This is a genomic window from Thiorhodococcus fuscus, assembly GCF_042682685.1.
In the GTDB taxonomy this organism is placed as follows: Bacteria; Pseudomonadota; Gammaproteobacteria; order Chromatiales; family Chromatiaceae; genus Imhoffiella; species Imhoffiella fuscus.
The window spans coordinates 303,158-319,144 of the sequence record NZ_JBHUHX010000016.1 but is presented as its reverse complement, the minus strand read 5'-3'; the positions used below and the strand labels follow the sequence as shown (position 1 = coordinate 319,144).

Annotated in this window: 14 protein-coding genes and 1 pseudogene; 8 read left to right on the top strand and 7 right to left on the bottom strand. The window is 62.0% G+C overall.

Features of this window, described 5'->3' with window-relative positions; translation table 11 throughout:
* Positions 1-7: 7 nt before the first annotated feature.
* A complete protein-coding gene (locus tag ACFSJC_RS08935; RefSeq protein WP_386025827.1) occupies positions 8-349 on the top strand; it encodes a hypothetical protein in 342 nt (113 codons plus the stop codon).
* 271 nt (positions 350-620) lie between these two features.
* Entirely contained in the window at positions 621-980 is a 360-nt protein-coding gene (locus tag ACFSJC_RS08930) for a PilZ domain-containing protein (protein WP_386025825.1), read from the top strand.
* 83 nt (positions 981-1,063) lie between these two features.
* Here the strand turns inward: ACFSJC_RS08930 and ACFSJC_RS08925 are convergent, their stop codons facing one another.
* Positions 1,064-1,663, bottom strand: a complete 600-nt coding sequence (locus tag ACFSJC_RS08925; RefSeq protein ID WP_386025823.1) for a hypothetical protein — start codon at positions 1,661-1,663, stop codon at positions 1,064-1,066.
* Positions 1,664-1,769: 106 nt separating this feature from the next.
* Positions 1,770-3,428, bottom strand: a complete 1,659-nt coding sequence (locus ACFSJC_RS08920) for a methyl-accepting chemotaxis protein (RefSeq protein ID WP_386025821.1) — start codon at positions 3,426-3,428, stop codon at positions 1,770-1,772.
* 293 nt (positions 3,429-3,721) lie between these two features.
* Between ACFSJC_RS08920 and ACFSJC_RS08915 the strand changes: the two genes are divergently transcribed.
* Positions 3,722-4,228, top strand: coding sequence for a glycosyl-4,4'-diaponeurosporenoate acyltransferase CrtO family protein (locus tag ACFSJC_RS08915; protein WP_386025820.1), 507 nt, complete (start codon positions 3,722-3,724; stop codon positions 4,226-4,228).
* Between the two features lie 151 nt (positions 4,229-4,379).
* On the top strand, positions 4,380-6,035 hold the full coding sequence (locus ACFSJC_RS08910; protein ID WP_386025818.1) for a c-type cytochrome: 1,656 nt from the start codon (positions 4,380-4,382) through the stop codon (positions 6,033-6,035).
* Between the two features lie 38 nt (positions 6,036-6,073).
* Here the strand turns inward: ACFSJC_RS08910 and ACFSJC_RS08905 are convergent, their stop codons facing one another.
* Positions 6,074-6,610 carry a protein disulfide oxidoreductase gene (locus ACFSJC_RS08905; RefSeq protein ID WP_386025816.1) on the bottom strand — a complete coding sequence of 179 codons (537 nt, stop codon included), beginning with the start codon at positions 6,608-6,610 and terminating at the stop codon, positions 6,074-6,076.
* Between the two features lie 186 nt (positions 6,611-6,796).
* On the opposite strand from ACFSJC_RS08905, the gene ACFSJC_RS08900 reads away from it, so the two are divergent.
* On the top strand, positions 6,797-7,402 hold the full coding sequence (locus tag ACFSJC_RS08900) for a DUF938 domain-containing protein (RefSeq protein WP_386025814.1): 606 nt from the start codon (positions 6,797-6,799) through the stop codon (positions 7,400-7,402).
* Between the two features lie 28 nt (positions 7,403-7,430).
* Here ACFSJC_RS08900 and ACFSJC_RS08895 read toward each other — a convergent pair whose 3' ends face one another.
* Positions 7,431-7,787, bottom strand: a complete 357-nt coding sequence (locus ACFSJC_RS08895; protein ID WP_386025812.1) for a cupin domain-containing protein — start codon at positions 7,785-7,787, stop codon at positions 7,431-7,433.
* Positions 7,788-7,883: 96 nt separating this feature from the next.
* Here ACFSJC_RS08895 and ACFSJC_RS08890 point away from each other — a divergent pair, with 96 nt between their 5' ends.
* Complete coding sequence (locus ACFSJC_RS08890; RefSeq protein ID WP_386025810.1) at positions 7,884-8,135, top strand: hypothetical protein; 252 nt, start codon at positions 7,884-7,886, stop codon at positions 8,133-8,135.
* Between the two features lie 406 nt (positions 8,136-8,541).
* Here the strand turns inward: ACFSJC_RS08890 and ACFSJC_RS08885 are convergent, their stop codons facing one another.
* The 3 genes and pseudogenes from ACFSJC_RS08885 to ACFSJC_RS08875 all read right to left on the bottom strand — a co-directional run bounded on the left by ACFSJC_RS08885 (position 8,542) and on the right by ACFSJC_RS08875 (position 10,992).
* Positions 8,542-9,063: a GNAT family N-acetyltransferase gene (locus ACFSJC_RS08885; protein WP_386025808.1), complete on the bottom strand. Its 522-nt coding sequence runs from the start codon at positions 9,061-9,063 to the stop codon at positions 8,542-8,544.
* 226 nt (positions 9,064-9,289) lie between these two features.
* Positions 9,290-9,546 (bottom strand): annotated as a pseudogene (locus tag ACFSJC_RS08880) (transposase); the annotation flags it as partial.
* Positions 9,547-9,678: 132 nt separating this feature from the next.
* Positions 9,679-10,992: a glycoside hydrolase family protein gene (locus tag ACFSJC_RS08875; RefSeq protein WP_386025806.1), complete on the bottom strand. Its 1,314-nt coding sequence runs from the start codon at positions 10,990-10,992 to the stop codon at positions 9,679-9,681.
* A 542-nt stretch (positions 10,993-11,534) separates the two neighbouring features.
* Here ACFSJC_RS08875 and ACFSJC_RS08870 point away from each other — a divergent pair.
* The gene (locus ACFSJC_RS08870; RefSeq protein ID WP_386025804.1) at positions 11,535-12,767 is read left to right on the top strand and encodes an efflux RND transporter periplasmic adaptor subunit; all 1,233 of its coding nucleotides are present in this window, start codon (positions 11,535-11,537) and stop codon (positions 12,765-12,767) included.
* Complete coding sequence (locus ACFSJC_RS08865) at positions 12,764-15,853, top strand: efflux RND transporter permease subunit (RefSeq protein WP_386025802.1); 3,090 nt, start codon at positions 12,764-12,766, stop codon at positions 15,851-15,853. Before ACFSJC_RS08870 ends, ACFSJC_RS08865 begins: the two co-directional genes overlap by 4 nt.
* The last annotated feature ends 134 nt before the right edge of the window (positions 15,854-15,987 follow it).

Genomic DNA, 15,987 nt, shown 5'->3' with positions numbered 1-15,987 from the left:
AAACAGCGTGCGCAACAGCCAACGCCAAAAGGTCATCACCTGCATCCTACCCAAGGGCCGTGCCAGCGCCCTAGCCAAACACCTGGCATGCGAGCACGGCCTGACCACCGTCGACGTCCACTACGCGCGCGGCGTCGGGCGCATTACCCCGCTGCGTCACCGAGGCATCGGCGAGACTTCCGAACGCGAGATCCTCACGGTCGCCGTCCCCGCTGATGAGGCGGACACCCTCTTCACGCACATCTACGAGGTCGCCGAGATCAACCGACCGCATGGCGGACTCATGTTCATGCACGCCAGCCGGTGCTCCACCGCATTCGAGTTGCCCGATCTGCCCGAAGAGGATTAGGCGACTGCCGGAAATACCGAAGGCGGGTCGAGAGACACGTCAGGTGGCATGAGCATTGACGGAAATCACCTTAAGGCCCCAGCCACGAAACCCGATCCGGACGAAACGCTCAAAGGCTTGCACAGGCGCATCGACCGAATCGCGGACACAGCCCAATCCGCCGGATGACTAGATCTCAATGTCCTAACGCCAGCAACCCGCTATATCCTTGCGCTCCCGACACACGCCGCCCCAGCGGCAACATTCAAGGTCTCACTCAACAACCAATCCGATGGCGCAATCCGATTTCATCACCGACCGCCGATCCCATGAACGAAGGGTCATGCATGGCAACGCACGACTCACGACCATGGACTCGCGCTCCTTCGCCGTTAACATCGCCGATATCAGCCCGAGTGGCATCCGGGTCATCGCACCGATCAATCCACGGACAGGCACCACCTTCATCCTGAGCGTTCGCCTGCCACTGAAACCATCGGGAAGCCTCCCTGTGGAGCTCAAGGTCCGAGTCGCCTTCAGCATTCTGATCGGCAGCGAAGATGGCTGCAGCGACGGCTTCAGCATTGGGCTCAACTTCCTAGGGCTTCCTGAAGAGGCCCTGGAGGCGATCAACGATTATTTGGACGTCTGATCCAACGCCGTTGCCGGACATAGGGCGCAATACGCGACCGCTATTGCCCCCTACTCGGGAAACGAACCTCGATCCGACGCCACTTAGAAGAAAGACAGCATCCAGGCCAGCATCACGGAGAATCCGCCGATCCCCCAAAGCAGCAGAATCAGCAACTCCAGCCTGACGGTCACTTCCGCCGAAACGAGCTTCTTCACGACAGGATCGGCCCGCGCATCCCGCCACATCATCACCAGCAGCTGCCAGTTCCCCGCGTCCGCCAAGGCGATCCGCCATTTCTGCATCTGCTCCTGAGCCGAAAGACGGGCGAGTTGGCTGAACGTCAGGAACAGCGCCAACACCAGAGACAAGGAGGCCACGACCACCAGCAGCTTGGTGAGGAAGAGATCCACCGAAATCGCATGATGCTGATAGATGAAGGCGACCAAGAGCAGGATCGCCGCTGCATTGCCCGATAACATCAGTTTCACGAACTCCTTGCCTGCGGCAATGACCTCCAGCCTGGACGCGATCGCCTTGCGAACGCCTTCCAAGAGCACGGCGCCCCCGTCGACATCCTCGCCTGCCAGCGCGGTCTGGATCGTTTGAAACAGATGGTCCTCGAACAGATGCGCCAAGGCATCGGGGTCCTGTGGCGTCGGACTTGCGGAAGCGGAATCGTCGGGGGCTTGTTCCTGTGTCATGGCAACCTCTCGCTAAGTAGAGACAGACTGTTCTCTCACATCCGAGGCCGCCAGCCCGGCGCTAGGGGAATCGGGAAACGCACTCCCGCCCCCAACGCCGAACGCCCTATTGGCAAGGCTTGGAGCTGTCGACCTTGAACTGACCGACGAGCTGGTGCAGTTCCTCGCCGAGGCTGGATAGCTCCTGGCTGGCCTGAGCCGTCTGGTGCGAATTGCCGGCCGATTCGTCGGCCAGATCCGAGATGCGCACCACACTGCGATCGATCTCGCCCGCAACCGTAGCCTGCTCCTCCGCCGCGCTGGCGACCATGGTGCTCATGTCGCGGATGTGCGTGATCGACTGCACGATCTGAGTCAGGGCCTCGCCAGCCTTGCCGGCCTGTTCGAGCGTCTCCTGGGTCGTGCTCTCGCCGACGAGGATCGCGTCCACCGCTTCCTGGGCCCCGGCGCGCAATTTCTCGATCATGCTCTGGATCTCGGTGGTGGACTGCTGGGTGCGACCGGCGAGCGAGCGAACCTCGTCGGCGACCACCGCGAATCCGCGGCCCTGCTCTCCCGCCCTGGCCGCCTCGATCGCAGCGTTGAGCGCAAGCAGGTTGGTCTGCTCGGCGATGCTGCGGATCACGTCCAGCACGGTCCCGATCGCGACGCTCTCGTTCGAGAAACGGCGAATGGTATCGGCAATGTGCTCGACCTCCTGGGCCAGGCGCTGATTCGCGGAGACCACACCACTGACGGTCTCGCCTCCGGCACGCGCACTCTTGTCGGCGGCCGCTGCCGCTGCCGCTGCCTCTTCCGCGCTCTTGGCGATATCCTGAATGGTGGCGGTCATCTCAGTGACGGCGGTCGCGACCTGCTGTATCTCCCCACGCTGGCGCTCCATACCCTCGTCGTTGGAGCTCGTGATCGCAGAGAGTTGCTCGGCCGCAGCGGCGATCTGACGCGTGGCCTGACCGACACAGACGATCGTGCTCTCGGTCTTGCCGACGAAGGCATTGAAGCCGACCGCCATGTCGGTGATCTCATCGCGCCCGCTGGTCTCGAGACGCTGGGTCAGATCCCCATCGCCCTCGGCGATATTGTGCATGGCGCGCGCGGCCACACGAATGGGCGTCACGACCGAGCGACCGGTCAGGACAACCCCAAGCACCACGACGAAAAGCAAGGCGCCAGCCAGTCCGCCAAAGCGAGCCACGCTTCCCCAAAACTCGGCGTCCACGTCGTCGACATAGATGCCGGTGACGATGACCCAATTCCAATCCGGAAACAGATGAAAATAGGCGATCTTGGGCACGGGATCCTTTTTCCCCGGCTTGGGCCAGAGGTAGTGCTCGAACCCTTCGCCCTCGGAACCCGCGCGCTTCAGCATATCGGCGACAAACAGGTTGCCCGTGGGATCCTCGATCGGCCTCGTATCGGTGCCGATGAGCTCGGGCTTGACCGGATGCATCAACATGCGGCTGTCGTCGAGCCCCACCACCCAGAAATAGTTATCGCCGTCGAAGCGCAGATCGCTCAACACGGCCAGGGCGCTCTTCTGGGCCTCGGCGAGGGGAAGTTCACCCTGATCGACCTGTTTCTTGAAGTGCTCCTCGACCCCCTGGGCCGTCTCGATCAAGGTCCTGACCTGCGTGACCTTTTCAAGCATGAGCGTGGAGCGAATCTGAAAGAGCGCAAGCGTCAATATGATCAGCAACCCGGAAACGACCAGACCCGATAGGATCCACAGGCGCACCTTGATCGAAAGCGTCCTTAAGAACTTCATACGACATTCCTCGTTGCAACACATCACGACTCAGATCCAATCAGGCGCCTCATCGCCTGATAGACCGGACACACGAGCTCCCTTTGAGTCCCTGTCAAATACGCAGCCTTTTAAAACCAACGCGAGCGAATCGGCAGCCAAACGGTGACACAGCAACGACGCCGACTCCACGCCACCTATCGCATTCCGTGACAGAAGTCTCGCCACGTCTTATAGACATCCGATGCTGCGGGATCCCGGTCGATGCAATAGCATTCGCCCCCTTCATCGATCAGTCGGAGCGCCCCCACATCGTGTTGGAGTACGCCGCACTCTATGCGGCCATCTGGATCTGCTTCCATTTCGGATCCGGCTATCTGGCCCATCGTCTCCCGCAACGCATTCTCAGCGCATTGCCGTTGGTCAACGACACCTACGCCTGGGAACGCAACGGAAAGGCCTACGAATGGATCGGTGTACGATCCTGGAAGGACAGGCTGCCGGAGGCGGGTGCCTTCTATCCCGAAGGCTTCTCGAAACGGCGATTGCAGGGCCGCGATGCGGCCTATCTGGAGCAATTCGTCCTGGAAACGTCCCGCGCCGAATGCTCGCACTGGCTGACCTGGGGCCTGTCTCTGACCTTTTTCGCCTGGAACCCCTGGTCGATCGGGGTGGTGATGCTTATTTATGGAGCGATCGTCAACATCCCCTTCATCCTGATTCAACGCTATAACCGATGCCGTCTGACACGCACGCTGAGGATTCTGGATCGCCAGATCCGGCGGAGTCATCCGAACGTCCAGATCCCGGACAGCGAATGAGCCATCATCGGCTCGGGAAGACGCCGCCGCTCTCGCATCCCCAACAGCACGCCCATCGGCTTCGGGGATCGAAGGCCATCAATGGATCGGCGATCCAGATTGGGATCACCGGCCCCATATAGCTCCATCTATCACCGGATACAATGCCCCAATGAATCAACTGAAACGTCTCATGCTGCCCGTCGTCTTCTGTTGCTCAATGCCGGCACAGGCCGAAACCCCGCTTGGACAACGGCTTGCCACGCAAGGCGACCCGAATCGCGGCATCCCGGCATGCAGCTCCTGTCACGGGCCGGAGGGTAGCGGAAACGAGGCCATCGGCTCGGCCCGGCTCGCGGGTCAGAGCACGCTCTATCTGCAACGTCAGATCGAAAACTTTCGCGACGGGCGACGCGCCAATCCGCTGATGCGCCCCTGGGCGGAACAGCTCACCCCGGCCGAGCGGGTTGCAGTGAGCGACTACTACGCCGCGCTCGCGCCCGTCGGCCAGACGACGACTCCCACCTCTGCCCCCAATCCCGCCATCGGAACCGATCTGGCCCTATTCGGCGACTGGCCCGACCGCAAGCTGCCTAGCTGCATCCAGTGCCACGGCCCGAGTGGACAGGGTGTTGGAGCAAACTTTCCCGCACTGGCCGGTCAGCCATACAGCTATCTGCTCAATCAGTTGACGGCCTGGGCGCAGGGCACACGCTCGGGCGACCCGCTCGGGATGATGCAGCACGTTGCCTCTCGGTTGACCGAGGATGAGATGCGCTCCGTCGCAGCCTATTTCGCCGCGCAACTCGTGGCATCCACCCCAGAGGGAATCGCCTTGAACGCGCCTGACGAAACATCGCCCGGCGCTGCGCTCGAATCACTGCCAGCCCCGAGCCCGACCTCAACCGGCCTCCAGTCCGAGCACATCCCGAATCAGGACGACATTCCGGCCGGCCGAGCGCCCGACACTCAGGGCTATTTCAAACCGCCGTCCCGTCACGATCGGCCCGAAGGCCCGTTCGGCGAGATGGTCGCGCTCGGCGAGGCCATCTTCACCCAGACCGATACACACCCGGAATCCGCGCCGCACGTCGGCAATGGTCTGACCTGCCGCAACTGCCACCTGGACGCCGGACGCCTGGCCAATGCCGCCCCCATGTGGGCGGCCTGGGTCTCTTACCCCGCCTATCGCGCCAAGAGCAACCGTGTCGATACCCTCACCAGCCGCCTCCAGGGCTGCTTCAGCTATTCGATGAACGCCCAGGATTCGGTCAGCGGCATACCGCCGGACGCCGACTCCAAAACGATCGTCGCCCTGCTCAGCTACGTCTACTGGCTCGCGACCGGCGCACCGACCGGTGATCGAAGCATTCCGGGGCGCGGCTTCTCGGATATCGAAGAACCCGCCGAAGGCTATGACGCCAAGCGCGGTGCAACGCTCTATCGACAGAACTGCGCCATCTGTCATGGAGCACGGGGCGCTGGCACAAGAAAGGATGACATCCCGATCTTCCCGCCGCTCTGGGGACCCAAATCCTACAACTGGGGCGCCGGGATGCACGCCCTCAACACGGCCGCCGCCTTCATCCGCCACAACATGCCGCTGGGCGGCAGCATCGAGCTAACCGACCAGGATGCCTGGGATCTCTCGGCCTTCATCAACAGCCAAGAGCGGCCGCAGGATCCGCGCTTCACCGGCGATCTCGCCGAAACGGCGCAGCGCTATCACGGCGGGCGCTACGACCTCTACGGCACCCCGAGCCCGCTCGACGGCCATCGGCTCGGCGAGGGCACCCCTGCCACCACATCCGGCCCAAGGCCGCACTGACGGAGACGATGCGGACGCCTCGCTGTGCGCACCGCGCATCAACTGCTGCGTCCGAAGAGCCAGAGCCGCAAACGCAGCCCCCAGGAACTGCTCGGCCCCACGGTCGTGTCGGCGATCCTGCCATCGGCATTGACGATGAAGGTCGCCGGCACGCCAGAGACACCCCAGCGGACACCGATCTCGCCATCGGGATCGGTGATGGTCGGAAAGGCGATATCGGCCTTGTTCATGTACTGCTGCACCTCCATCCAATCGCCCGACTGGAGTGCGACGCTAATGACGCGATGATCCTTAGCGACAGAGTCGATGGCCCCATCCATCGCCCGACACACCGGGCACCAGGTCCCCCAGAAATGCACCAGCACCGGCTCGCCGCGCAGATCGCGTAGATCGAAGCGGCTGCCATCGAGCGCGAGCCCCGCCAGCTCCGGCGCATCGCCGGTCGCCAACGGCCTGGACTTCCACCATTGAACGGCCGAAAAGACCACCACCAGGATCAGAATGTTGACGGCCCAACCGCGCAGACGACGCCCCCGCACAGAACCGGATTTCGAGCGATTTTGATCGTTACCCATCGATGACTACCCTTCGAGAGTGAAACAGCACACACCAAGACCGGAGTCCGTAGCCCGGGTGAAGCGCAGCGCAACCCAGGAACAACGCCAGACCCGGCCGTCGTGCCCGCAAGGATGCCGAACTCCAGCGGTCCGGGTGTGTCGAAATCGCCCATCAGACCATCCGCCCGCGCCCAGGATCTCGACATGCAACCACGAAACAAGCCCTACGCCCCTTCCTGCGACGAAAACAAGGCGCCCATCCTCGACGTCATCCGCCCCCTGTTCGAGACGGCGCGCCATCTGCTCGAAATCGGCAGCGGGACCGGCCAGCACGCGGTCTTCTTCGCCGCCGCCATGCCGCATCTGACCTGGCAGACCAGCGAGGTCGCCGAGAACCTGCCCGGCATCCATGCCTGGCTCGACGAGGCGAATCTGCCCAACCTGATCGCGCCCATCGAGCTCGACGTCACCTGGCGTTGGCCGGACGGACCCTTCGACGCCGTCTTCAGCGCCAACACCTCCCACATCATGCCGATCGAAGCGGTCGAGGCCATGTTCCAAGGCGTGGGCCGCATACTGGCACCCGGCGGCTCGTTCGCGCTCTACGGCCCATTCAATCGCGACGGCGACTTCACCAGCGACAGCAACCGCCGCTTCGACGGCTGGCTGAAGGCCCAGAACCCGCGAATGGGCGTGCGCGACCTGGCGGATCTGCAGGCCATGGCCCGGAACGCGGGATTGAGCCTCACCGCCGAGCACCCCATGCCGGCCAACAACCTCACCCTGATCTGGCAACGCAACCCGGTATAGGTGCGAATTCATTCGCACCTACGGACGATCAAGCCCCAGGTGTTCCGACAGGCGCCTCGCCGGCATCCGGGTGCAGATGCACCGCCAGCCAGAGACAGGGCGGCTCACGCGAGGTTTCGAGCACCCGGTGCGGCGTATGGGCCGGAATGAAACGATAATCGCCGGCCTGAAGCCTCACCGTCTCGCCGTCGATCCAGAGACTCGCCTCACCCTGCAGCAGACAGACCCACTCGTCCTGCGGCTGGTCGTAGAGCCCACCGTCCGGACGCTCGCTGCTGAGGATGCGCTCGATCTGTAGCCGGCCATGGCGCAGCAGATCCTCGAAAATCTCGCCTTCCGCAGGAAAATCTAGGCCAGAGAACAGGTTGCCGGACGAATGGCGCATACGAAATACCCTGGTTTGAAAAGAGTCTTGCAATCGGCTCGAAAAACATTACTATTTTAGTCAGGAATTTCAGAATGCCCCGGAGAGGATCGAACCATGTACATAGACCCCAGCGACTGGCCTGCCCCGATCGGCCCACAAGGCACTCCCCAAGCATCCAGCCCAGAGTCCTTGCGCGTCGAAATCCCGCTCGACCTGGTCCAGCAACTGATCGAAGAAGGACGCATCGGCGCGGCCGACCTGCATTGTCTGGACTCCGGCAGCAAGCGGAGACTGCAACGCGCCTGCCTCGACAACTGCATCCGCGACCTGAGCCACCGTGCCCAGTTCGCACGCGCGATCGCCTAAGCGCAGCTTCAGCCCCATCGGCCGCAGTCGAATCTGCGGCATGCGGCTGAAGCCCCATCGAAAAGAAACCTCCAGCCCCGAGCCCGGCATCAAACCGCTTGATGCCCCCCTCTATCCAGCCTCGTCGACTCTCCCATGAACGCCGAAACCACCCTCATCGCCTTCGTCGAGGATCCGGACGGCTACCTGATCGAACTCATCGGCGCGGGACAGACGGCGGGCTGATCCGCGACAGAGCGCGAAACAGGATCCGTTTATCATCGCCACGGGAAAGGATCGGGCAGACGGCTGCTCCATCAGCGGGCGCTGCAAGCCGAATATCTGGATGACACAGAAAGCGGTCTGAACAGCGGCAGTTTACGCTGTTCGGAAATAAGCGGTGCGGGTTTGAACGTAGTGTTCACCTTCACCAAATATCGCCTTTCCGCCATTCACATGAAAGTCTACAGCTGAGATCCAAAGCCCCAGTTTGTGGGAGCCGGTAGATCATCACTTGTTCATCAGGGGTTTCAATCTGCTCTCCATCCAAGTCGCGATAAAAGAGTGGCCCTCTCCATAGCTCCCAGCCAAGGCGCGAGTAAAACGACTCCTCTGAAGGCGACAGTGCAGCCAACTCAAAAGAACTTACCAGCTCCGGAATCGCTCTCATGATCTTAGAACCAAGCCCTTGGCCTTGCAGCACTGGAAGCACGGCGACTGCTTCCACAAATGCCGTTCTAAATGAGCGATCATTTGCTTGAAGATTTCGGTTGATGTATAAAGCGTGCGCTACAAGGCGATCTTCCATGAATCCCAGGAGGTGCGTCGCCGGGCCAAGTTCGTCCAGTATTGCTTCATACTGTTCTTCGTAAGCCTCAGTGCACAGATGAACAACCTCACTCTTTAGTGCTGCGGAAAGATTGGAGCTAGGCTTGATTTCGATTTTCACGGTGGTTAGGTTCGAATTTTATTGATGTAAATTAGAAGCCGTAATCCTGATCGCGCGATCATTCGCGCAATAGGTTCCGTAATAGCGCGTAATAAGATCAGTTCTCGCATCATTGCAACCCCTTCCGCACGACGCGTCCGACGGTCGCCAAATGAACACCAAAGTGCTGCGCGATCTCGCGATAGCTGTAAGCTATCGTACACTTAAAGTTCTGTGTAATGGAATGCCCTGTGAAGAGGTGGCCGACGCGGCCATGACGTCGGTTCGAGGTTTGCATGTAAACGCCATTCAACTGGCGCATTACGTTGGAGAGATTGCCCTCGACCGTCTCGATGATGAGGTGATAGTGGTTTGTCATCAGGCAGTAGGCGTGGCACAGCCAGTTGAAACGCTCCACCACCTCCGCGAGCACCCGCAAGAACGCCTCGCGATCGTCATCGTAGACGGCTCGCGACGATCACCACGCGAGGTGATGTGGTGCACTGATGCGCATTACCGGTACACCGATCTGCTTGGCCAGTCTGTATTGACTCATACCCATCGGGACCACAGGCCCCTTCGCCGCTGCGGCGATACGCACGCGCCCACGCCTAACCAGGACTATTTGCCATAGCTTTACTCTCCATGGCCGGCAGCGCATGTGCGATCCAATTCCGGAATCATGTGTAGGCGGCGGTCTTCGTCTGTCAAGTAGTCAAGATTAGCCATCTGTGCACCTTCGCGGAATCGCGGTACGCCGTTTTTTACATCAAAACCGACGATATGGCCGTCAAGCTCAGGTATCACGCGACACGCATAGAGGCCGCTGGTTGGTCCGGCAACGATTTCGTGTTTCGGTTTGCACTTCTTTTTGAACAAGCTATCGAAATTCTTGTAGCGCATAGCGATCAAATAGCCACCTCGAACGCGAACATTTGCACTAGGTGGAAGATTGTTCCATGGGTTGTACCCCCGGTAATAACTCTGTTTATAGTCTTCCGGGTGCGCCGTGGAGGCAAGCACGACAATTTCATTATTGGTGACGTCGCGGTAGATTTGCGGCACTTCAAGCTCATGTCCTCCTAGATTTTCCCCACCGACATATGCTCCATTTGTGGGCGACAACATAATCGGTTCCGTACCCTTATCATATGTCGCAAGATGCCATTTTTCTAAATTGTCGTCTTCTGCCTCTAACAGAGCGATGGTCGCATCTTGCCTTTTTTCAACGTTATCTTGATGGTACGGGCCCAGTTTTTTTGCAGCGACCAACATATAGTATTTGTCTTTCTTCTTGCTTTTATCTTCGCCACCTTCATCTTTGCTATTATTTTTTTTGTCACCTCTTGCGGCATGAAATACATGGGGATCTCGCCATGCATGGACGGTGCAACTATGTTGGTCAGGATATCTCTGAAAATACTTGTCCGCTTTTTCTGAGCCTCCCTGGCCGACTGCCAAATTTGTTAGGCTGATGTTAATATTTTTATCATAATCATCAAAATCAGAAGTATAGGGCTGAGGAAGAACAACTGACCAGTCCAACAGTCCAGTTGATTTGGCAATTTTTATATTCTGGTTCGCCCAATAGCTCCTCGTCTCGCCACCACCATCATTATTTTTCTTGACATCTCTTGTTGATCTCTCCGTATAAAATGTGAGGAAGTCTTGTTTAGAGTCTCGATACACTGTGCAGCTGTTCCAGATCGAGGAATAAGGCACGTCTGGAGTCTCGATAAGGTCATATGCTATATAGTTGATGGTCTTGAAATCTCGTGTAACGGCATAGGCCATTCGAGAAACCTCGGGGTACTTGCCCACCCAGCGAGAGCCTTTTTCCATGCACTGAATGAAAAGATGGAACGTCCCGTCTGATGGTTCAAAGATGTACCAGAAATCACCGAAGAAATAGTCCTCTTCCCAACCTGGCTTCACGATTTTCGGTTTCATTTGTTGTTCCAGCTACTCTGCACTTGGGATACGTTAAGGTATGGCCTTGCGCCCAAAGGCTGTGAAGTGTGATGCTAGACTGACTCTCCAATTCATTTACTTGACGAGTTCCATCAAGTATCACTACTGCATCGACTCCTCACATTCGAGCAGGCCCGATATTCACCCAAGACCTCCGGCCAACGCTGCAGCCGAACGTCTCACACCGAACAAGCCCAACGCCAAAGAAAACTCACTTGGACGTGCTTGACGGAAACCAAGTCGTCCATCAGACCTCAAGGTCGATTCAAGGTCACCGAATACGCCTCGATCTTAATACCGGACACGGTAGAGAGCTATAAAAATGTGTTCGATGCCCATCCTTTTGTGCACGCAAAACTGACGCCCCTAGTGCGATAATCGCCTTCCTCTATTGGGATTTCCTAATTTGGTGAATTCCAACTATCACCTCTCAGCCTACGCCGATAGCCTATCCAGAATCGATAGAGCTGATCAGTTGCCGGTTACGGATAATCGGCAACGGGGAACGCCCCCAACGATCGATGGACCAACCTTCGAACCGCGCCAACACTCAACTGGACCCCGATGCCGTGACACGCCCCAGCCGCAAGACCCTGCTATTCACATTGGCCCTCGCCGGCGGCCTGGGCTGGCTGGCCTGGGCCGTCCAGCAGCAGCTGCAGGAGACCGCCGACTCGCAGGGCCGCGATGGAGACCAGCGGCCGATCCCGGTCGAGGTCGCCCCCATCGTCCATGGTCCCATCGAGAAGCGGCGCACCTTCACCGGCACCCTGGAGGCCCAGGCCGAGTTCGTGGTGGCCCCCAAGGTCAGCGGCCGGATCGAGGACATCGGCCTGGATCTGGCCGACGAAGTCAAGCGTGGCCAAGTGGTGGCCATGCTGGACGATGCCGAATACGTGCAGGAGGTGGCACGCGCCGAGGCGAACCTGGCGGTCGCCCGGGCCAGCCATCTGGAGGCGGAGAGCCTGCTGAAGATCGCCGAGCGCGAGCTGGAGCGGGTCGAGAAGCTCCAGACGCGCGGTCTCAGCTCGGACTCCCAGCTGGACACCTCGCGCGCCGAGCAGCTGGCCAAGCGGGCCCTGGTCTCGGTCACCGAGGCGCGGGTGGCGAGCGCCCAGGCGGACCTGGAGGGGGCGCGCATCCGGCTCGGCTATACCCAGGTCACGGCCGACTGGCGCGGCGGCAGCGAGCGGCGCATGGTGGCCGAACGCTATGTCGACGAGGGCGAGACGGTGACCGCCAACACGGCCCTGCTGCGCATCGTCGAGCTCGATCCCATCACCGCCGTCTTCTCCGTCACCGAGCGCGACTATGCCGAGCTTCGCACCGGCATGGCGGCGCTCATCTCGACCGACGCCTTCCCGGGCGAGTCCTTCGAGGGACGGATCCAGCGCATCGCCCCCGTATTCCGCGAGTCCACCCGCCAGGCCCGGGTCGAGATCGGGGTCGAGAATCCGTCCCGCCGCCTCAAGCCGGGCATGTTCGCCCGGGCGACGCTCATCCTCGACCGGCACGAGGACGCCACCATCCTCCCCGAACAGGCGCTCACCAAGCGCGACGCGGGAGAAGGGATCTTCGTCATCGCCCCCGAGTCGAGCCAGGCGCTGTGGCGGCCCGTCCGCTCGGGGATTCAGGAGGGCGACCGGCTCGAGGTGATCGGCGACGGTCTGGAGGGCCGGGTCGTGACCCTGGGACAGCAGCAGCTGCGCGACGGCGCCAGGGTACGCGTCGTCGAGCCGGAGACGGCGCCATGAACCTGGCCAGCGCCAGCGTCCGCCGGCCCGTCTTCACCGTCATGGTGACCCTCATGGTGATGGTGCTCGGCGGGCTCTCCCTCAGCCGGCTCCAGGTCGATCTGCTCCCCAGCATCGAGCTGCCCACCCTCACCGTCCGCACCGAGTACGAGGGCGCCGACCCCATCGTCATCGAGCGTCTGGTCACCCAGATCGTCGAGGAGATCGTCGCCACCGTGCCCGGCATCGTGGAGATGACCTCCAGCTCCTACGAGGGCAACAGCAGCGTGCGTGTCAGCTTCGCCTGGGGCACCAGCATCGACAACCTGGCGGTCGACGTGCAGGCGACGCTCGAGGACGAGATCAGCGAGCTGCCGGACGACATCGTGGGACCGCGCATCAGCAAGTTCGACGTGGACTCCTTCCCCGTGGTGCTGCTCGGCATCTCCAGCCATCTGGATCCGGTCGAGCTGACGCAGCTGGTGGAGAACCAGATCCGCTACCGCTTCGCCCGCATCCCCGGCGTGGCCCAGGTCGACCCCTGGGGCGGATTCACCCGCGAGGTGCGGGTCGAGCTGGATCCGGGCAAGATCAACGCCCTGGGGCTCGCGCTCAACGACATCCTCGACGCCATCGAGGACGCCAATCTCGACCTGCCGGCCGGCAAGCTGGAACGCGGACGCTACGAGGTGACCCTGCGCGCCCCGGCCGAATTCACCAACCTCGACGAGATCCGCGAGACCGTGATCGGCCGCCGCGAGGGCACCTTGGTGACCCTGGGCCAGGTCGCCAAGGTGACCGACACCTACGAGAAGCTGACCCGCCTGATCCGGGTCAACGGCGAGCGCGGTCTGCGCCTGGCCATCCGCAAGCAGGCCGAGTCCAACACGGTCGAGGTCGCGCGCGCGGTGCTCGAACAGGTCGAGGCGATCAACCGCGACTTCCCCCAGCTGCACATCGTCCCCGTCATCGACCAGGGCAACTTCATCCAGCGCTCCATCACCAACGTCGCCAACTCGGTGCTCTACGGCGGCGCGCTGGCGGTCCTGGTGCTGCTCTTCTTCCTGCGCAACCTGCGCAGCACCTTCGTCATCTCGCTGGCGATCCCCATCTCGGTGCTGGCCACCTTCGCCCTGCTCTATTTCGGCGGATTCACCCTCAACCTCATGACCCTGGGCGGGCTGGCACTGGGCGTCGGCATGATGGTCGACAGCTCGGTCGTGGTGCTGGAGAACGTCTATCGGCGCCACCAGAGCGGCGGGGAGCCGCCGCCCGCCGCCGCCGTCTCCGGCACCCAGGAGGTCGCCTCGGCGGTCGTCGCCGGGACCATCACCACCCTCACCATCTTCCTGCCGCTGATCTTCGTGCGCGGCGTACCGGGCGTGCTCTTCCAGGAGCTGGCCTACGTCATCATGTTCTCCCTGGTGTGCTCGCTGCTGGTCGCGCTCGGTCTGGTGCCCATGCTCGCCTCGCGTCTGCTCGACGAGCGGCCGCCTGGATCGGACAAGGGCTGGACCTGCCGCCTCGCCGACCGCACCGGACGCTGGTTGACCGCCCTGGAGAACGCCTACGGCACCCTGCTGCGGCAGGCCCTGCGCCATCCCTGGACGACGATCACGGCGGCGGCCGCCACCTTCGCCGTCAGCCTGACGCTGGCCCCCTTCATCGGCACCGAGTTCCTGCCGCCCAGCGACGAGGGCGAGGTACGGGTCACGGGCGAGATGGAGGTCGGCACCCGTCTGGACCTCATCGACCGCCAGACCCGCCAGATGGAGGAGATCGTCTATGCCGCCGTGCCCGAGGCGACCTCGTCGGTCGTCTCCGTGGTCACCTCCGGAACCCGGGGCAGCGCCAAGGCCAGCGGCGAGATCCGGCTCTCGCTCACCCCGGCGGCAGAGCGCGCGCGCTCCAACCAGGCTATCGCCGAGGATCTGCGCCAGCGGCTCGAGGGACGCATCCCGGGCATGAAGATCCGCACCCGCGCGCCACAGGGGCAGTTCCTGCTCGAACGTCTGCTGGCCGGCACCGAGGGCGTCACGGTGGAGGTGCGCGGATTCGACCTGGATACCCTGGGACTGCTGGCCGGTCAGGTGGCGGACGCCATCGGCGACGTCGCCGGCGTGACCGATGTGGAGGTCAGCCGCGAGGCCGGCATCCCCCAGCTGCAGATCCATATGCTGCGCGACAAGATCGCCGACCTGGGACTCAAGGTGCGCGACGTCACCGAGGTGGTCGAGACCGCCGTGGCCGGATCCAAGGCCGGCGAGCTGCGCACCCAGGGCGATTCATACCGCATCCTGGTCCAGCTCGAGAACGCCGAGAAGCGCTCGATCGACGAGATCCTGGACCTGACCCTGCGCACCCCGGACGGCGAGCAGGTGGCCCTGCGCAACCTGGTCACCACTGAAGAGGGACGCGGCCCGGTCATCGTCGAGCGCAAGGACCAGCAGCGCGTGGTGAGCGTCACCGCCAACGTCTCCGGCCGCGACCTGGGATCGGTCGCCGCCGACGTGCGCGAGCGTCTCGGCGACATCCCGCGCCCGGTCGGCTACGACCTCACCATCGCCGGCAACTACGAGGAACAGCAGAAGGCCTTCGACGAACTACTGGTCTCGCTGCTGCTGGCGCTGGTGCTGGTCTACATGGTGCTGGCCTCCCAGTACGAATCGCTGCTCGACCCGCTGGTGGTCATGCTCTCGGTCCCGGTCGCCTCGGTCGGCGTGGTCCTGACCCTGCTGCTCACCGACACCACGCTCAACCTGCAGTCGGCGATCGGCTGCATCATGCTCTGCGGCATCGCGGTCAACAACGCCATCCTGCTGGTCGACCAGACCGGACGCCTGCGCGCGGAGGGGCTCCAGGTGCGCGAGGCATTGGCCGAGGCCGGCCGACGCCGTTTGCGCCCCATCCTCATGACCACCTCCACCACCCTGCTCGCCCTGTTGCCGCTCGCGCTCGGTATCGGCGAGGGCGCCGACGCCCAGGCCCCCCTCGCCCGCGCCGTGCTCGGCGGGCTGGCGGCCTCGACGCTCATCACGCTGGTGCTGATACCGGCGGTCTATTCGCTGTTTCATCGGGATGCCGTGCAACCGAAAACCCGGAGCTGACGCCTATATCGGCGAGTTTCGTGGACGACGCGGAGGTGACCGCCGCCCCCTTCGCGGCACGCTGCCCTTTGCGCTCGATGCGCGTTGAGAGGCTTGACACGGCCTTTCAGTGGACCGATATCGATCAGCTCACG

What these genes read in the sequence shown, in the direction of transcription:
- ACFSJC_RS08930 (WP_386025825.1), top strand. Translation starts at nt 621, where the DNA reads ATGGCGCAATCCGATTTCATCACCGACCGCCGATCCCATGAACGAAGG.
- ACFSJC_RS08925 (WP_386025823.1), bottom strand. Translation starts at nt 1,663, where the DNA reads ATGACACAGGAACAAGCCCCCGACGATTCCGCTTCCGCAAGTCCGACG.
- ACFSJC_RS08920 (WP_386025821.1), bottom strand. Translation starts at nt 3,428, where the DNA reads ATGAAGTTCTTAAGGACGCTTTCGATCAAGGTGCGCCTGTGGATCCTA.
- ACFSJC_RS08910 (WP_386025818.1), top strand. Translation starts at nt 4,380, where the DNA reads ATGAATCAACTGAAACGTCTCATGCTGCCCGTCGTCTTCTGTTGCTCA.
- ACFSJC_RS08905 (WP_386025816.1), bottom strand. Translation starts at nt 6,610, where the DNA reads ATGGGTAACGATCAAAATCGCTCGAAATCCGGTTCTGTGCGGGGGCGT.
- ACFSJC_RS08900 (WP_386025814.1), top strand. Translation starts at nt 6,797, where the DNA reads ATGCAACCACGAAACAAGCCCTACGCCCCTTCCTGCGACGAAAACAAG.
- ACFSJC_RS08895 (WP_386025812.1), bottom strand. Translation starts at nt 7,787, where the DNA reads ATGCGCCATTCGTCCGGCAACCTGTTCTCTGGCCTAGATTTTCCTGCG.
- ACFSJC_RS08890 (WP_386025810.1), top strand. Translation starts at nt 7,884, where the DNA reads ATGTACATAGACCCCAGCGACTGGCCTGCCCCGATCGGCCCACAAGGC.
- ACFSJC_RS08875 (WP_386025806.1), bottom strand. Translation starts at nt 10,992, where the DNA reads ATGAAACCGAAAATCGTGAAGCCAGGTTGGGAAGAGGACTATTTCTTC.
- ACFSJC_RS08870 (WP_386025804.1), top strand. Translation starts at nt 11,535, where the DNA reads ATGGACCAACCTTCGAACCGCGCCAACACTCAACTGGACCCCGATGCC.
- ACFSJC_RS08865 (WP_386025802.1), top strand. Translation starts at nt 12,764, where the DNA reads ATGAACCTGGCCAGCGCCAGCGTCCGCCGGCCCGTCTTCACCGTCATG.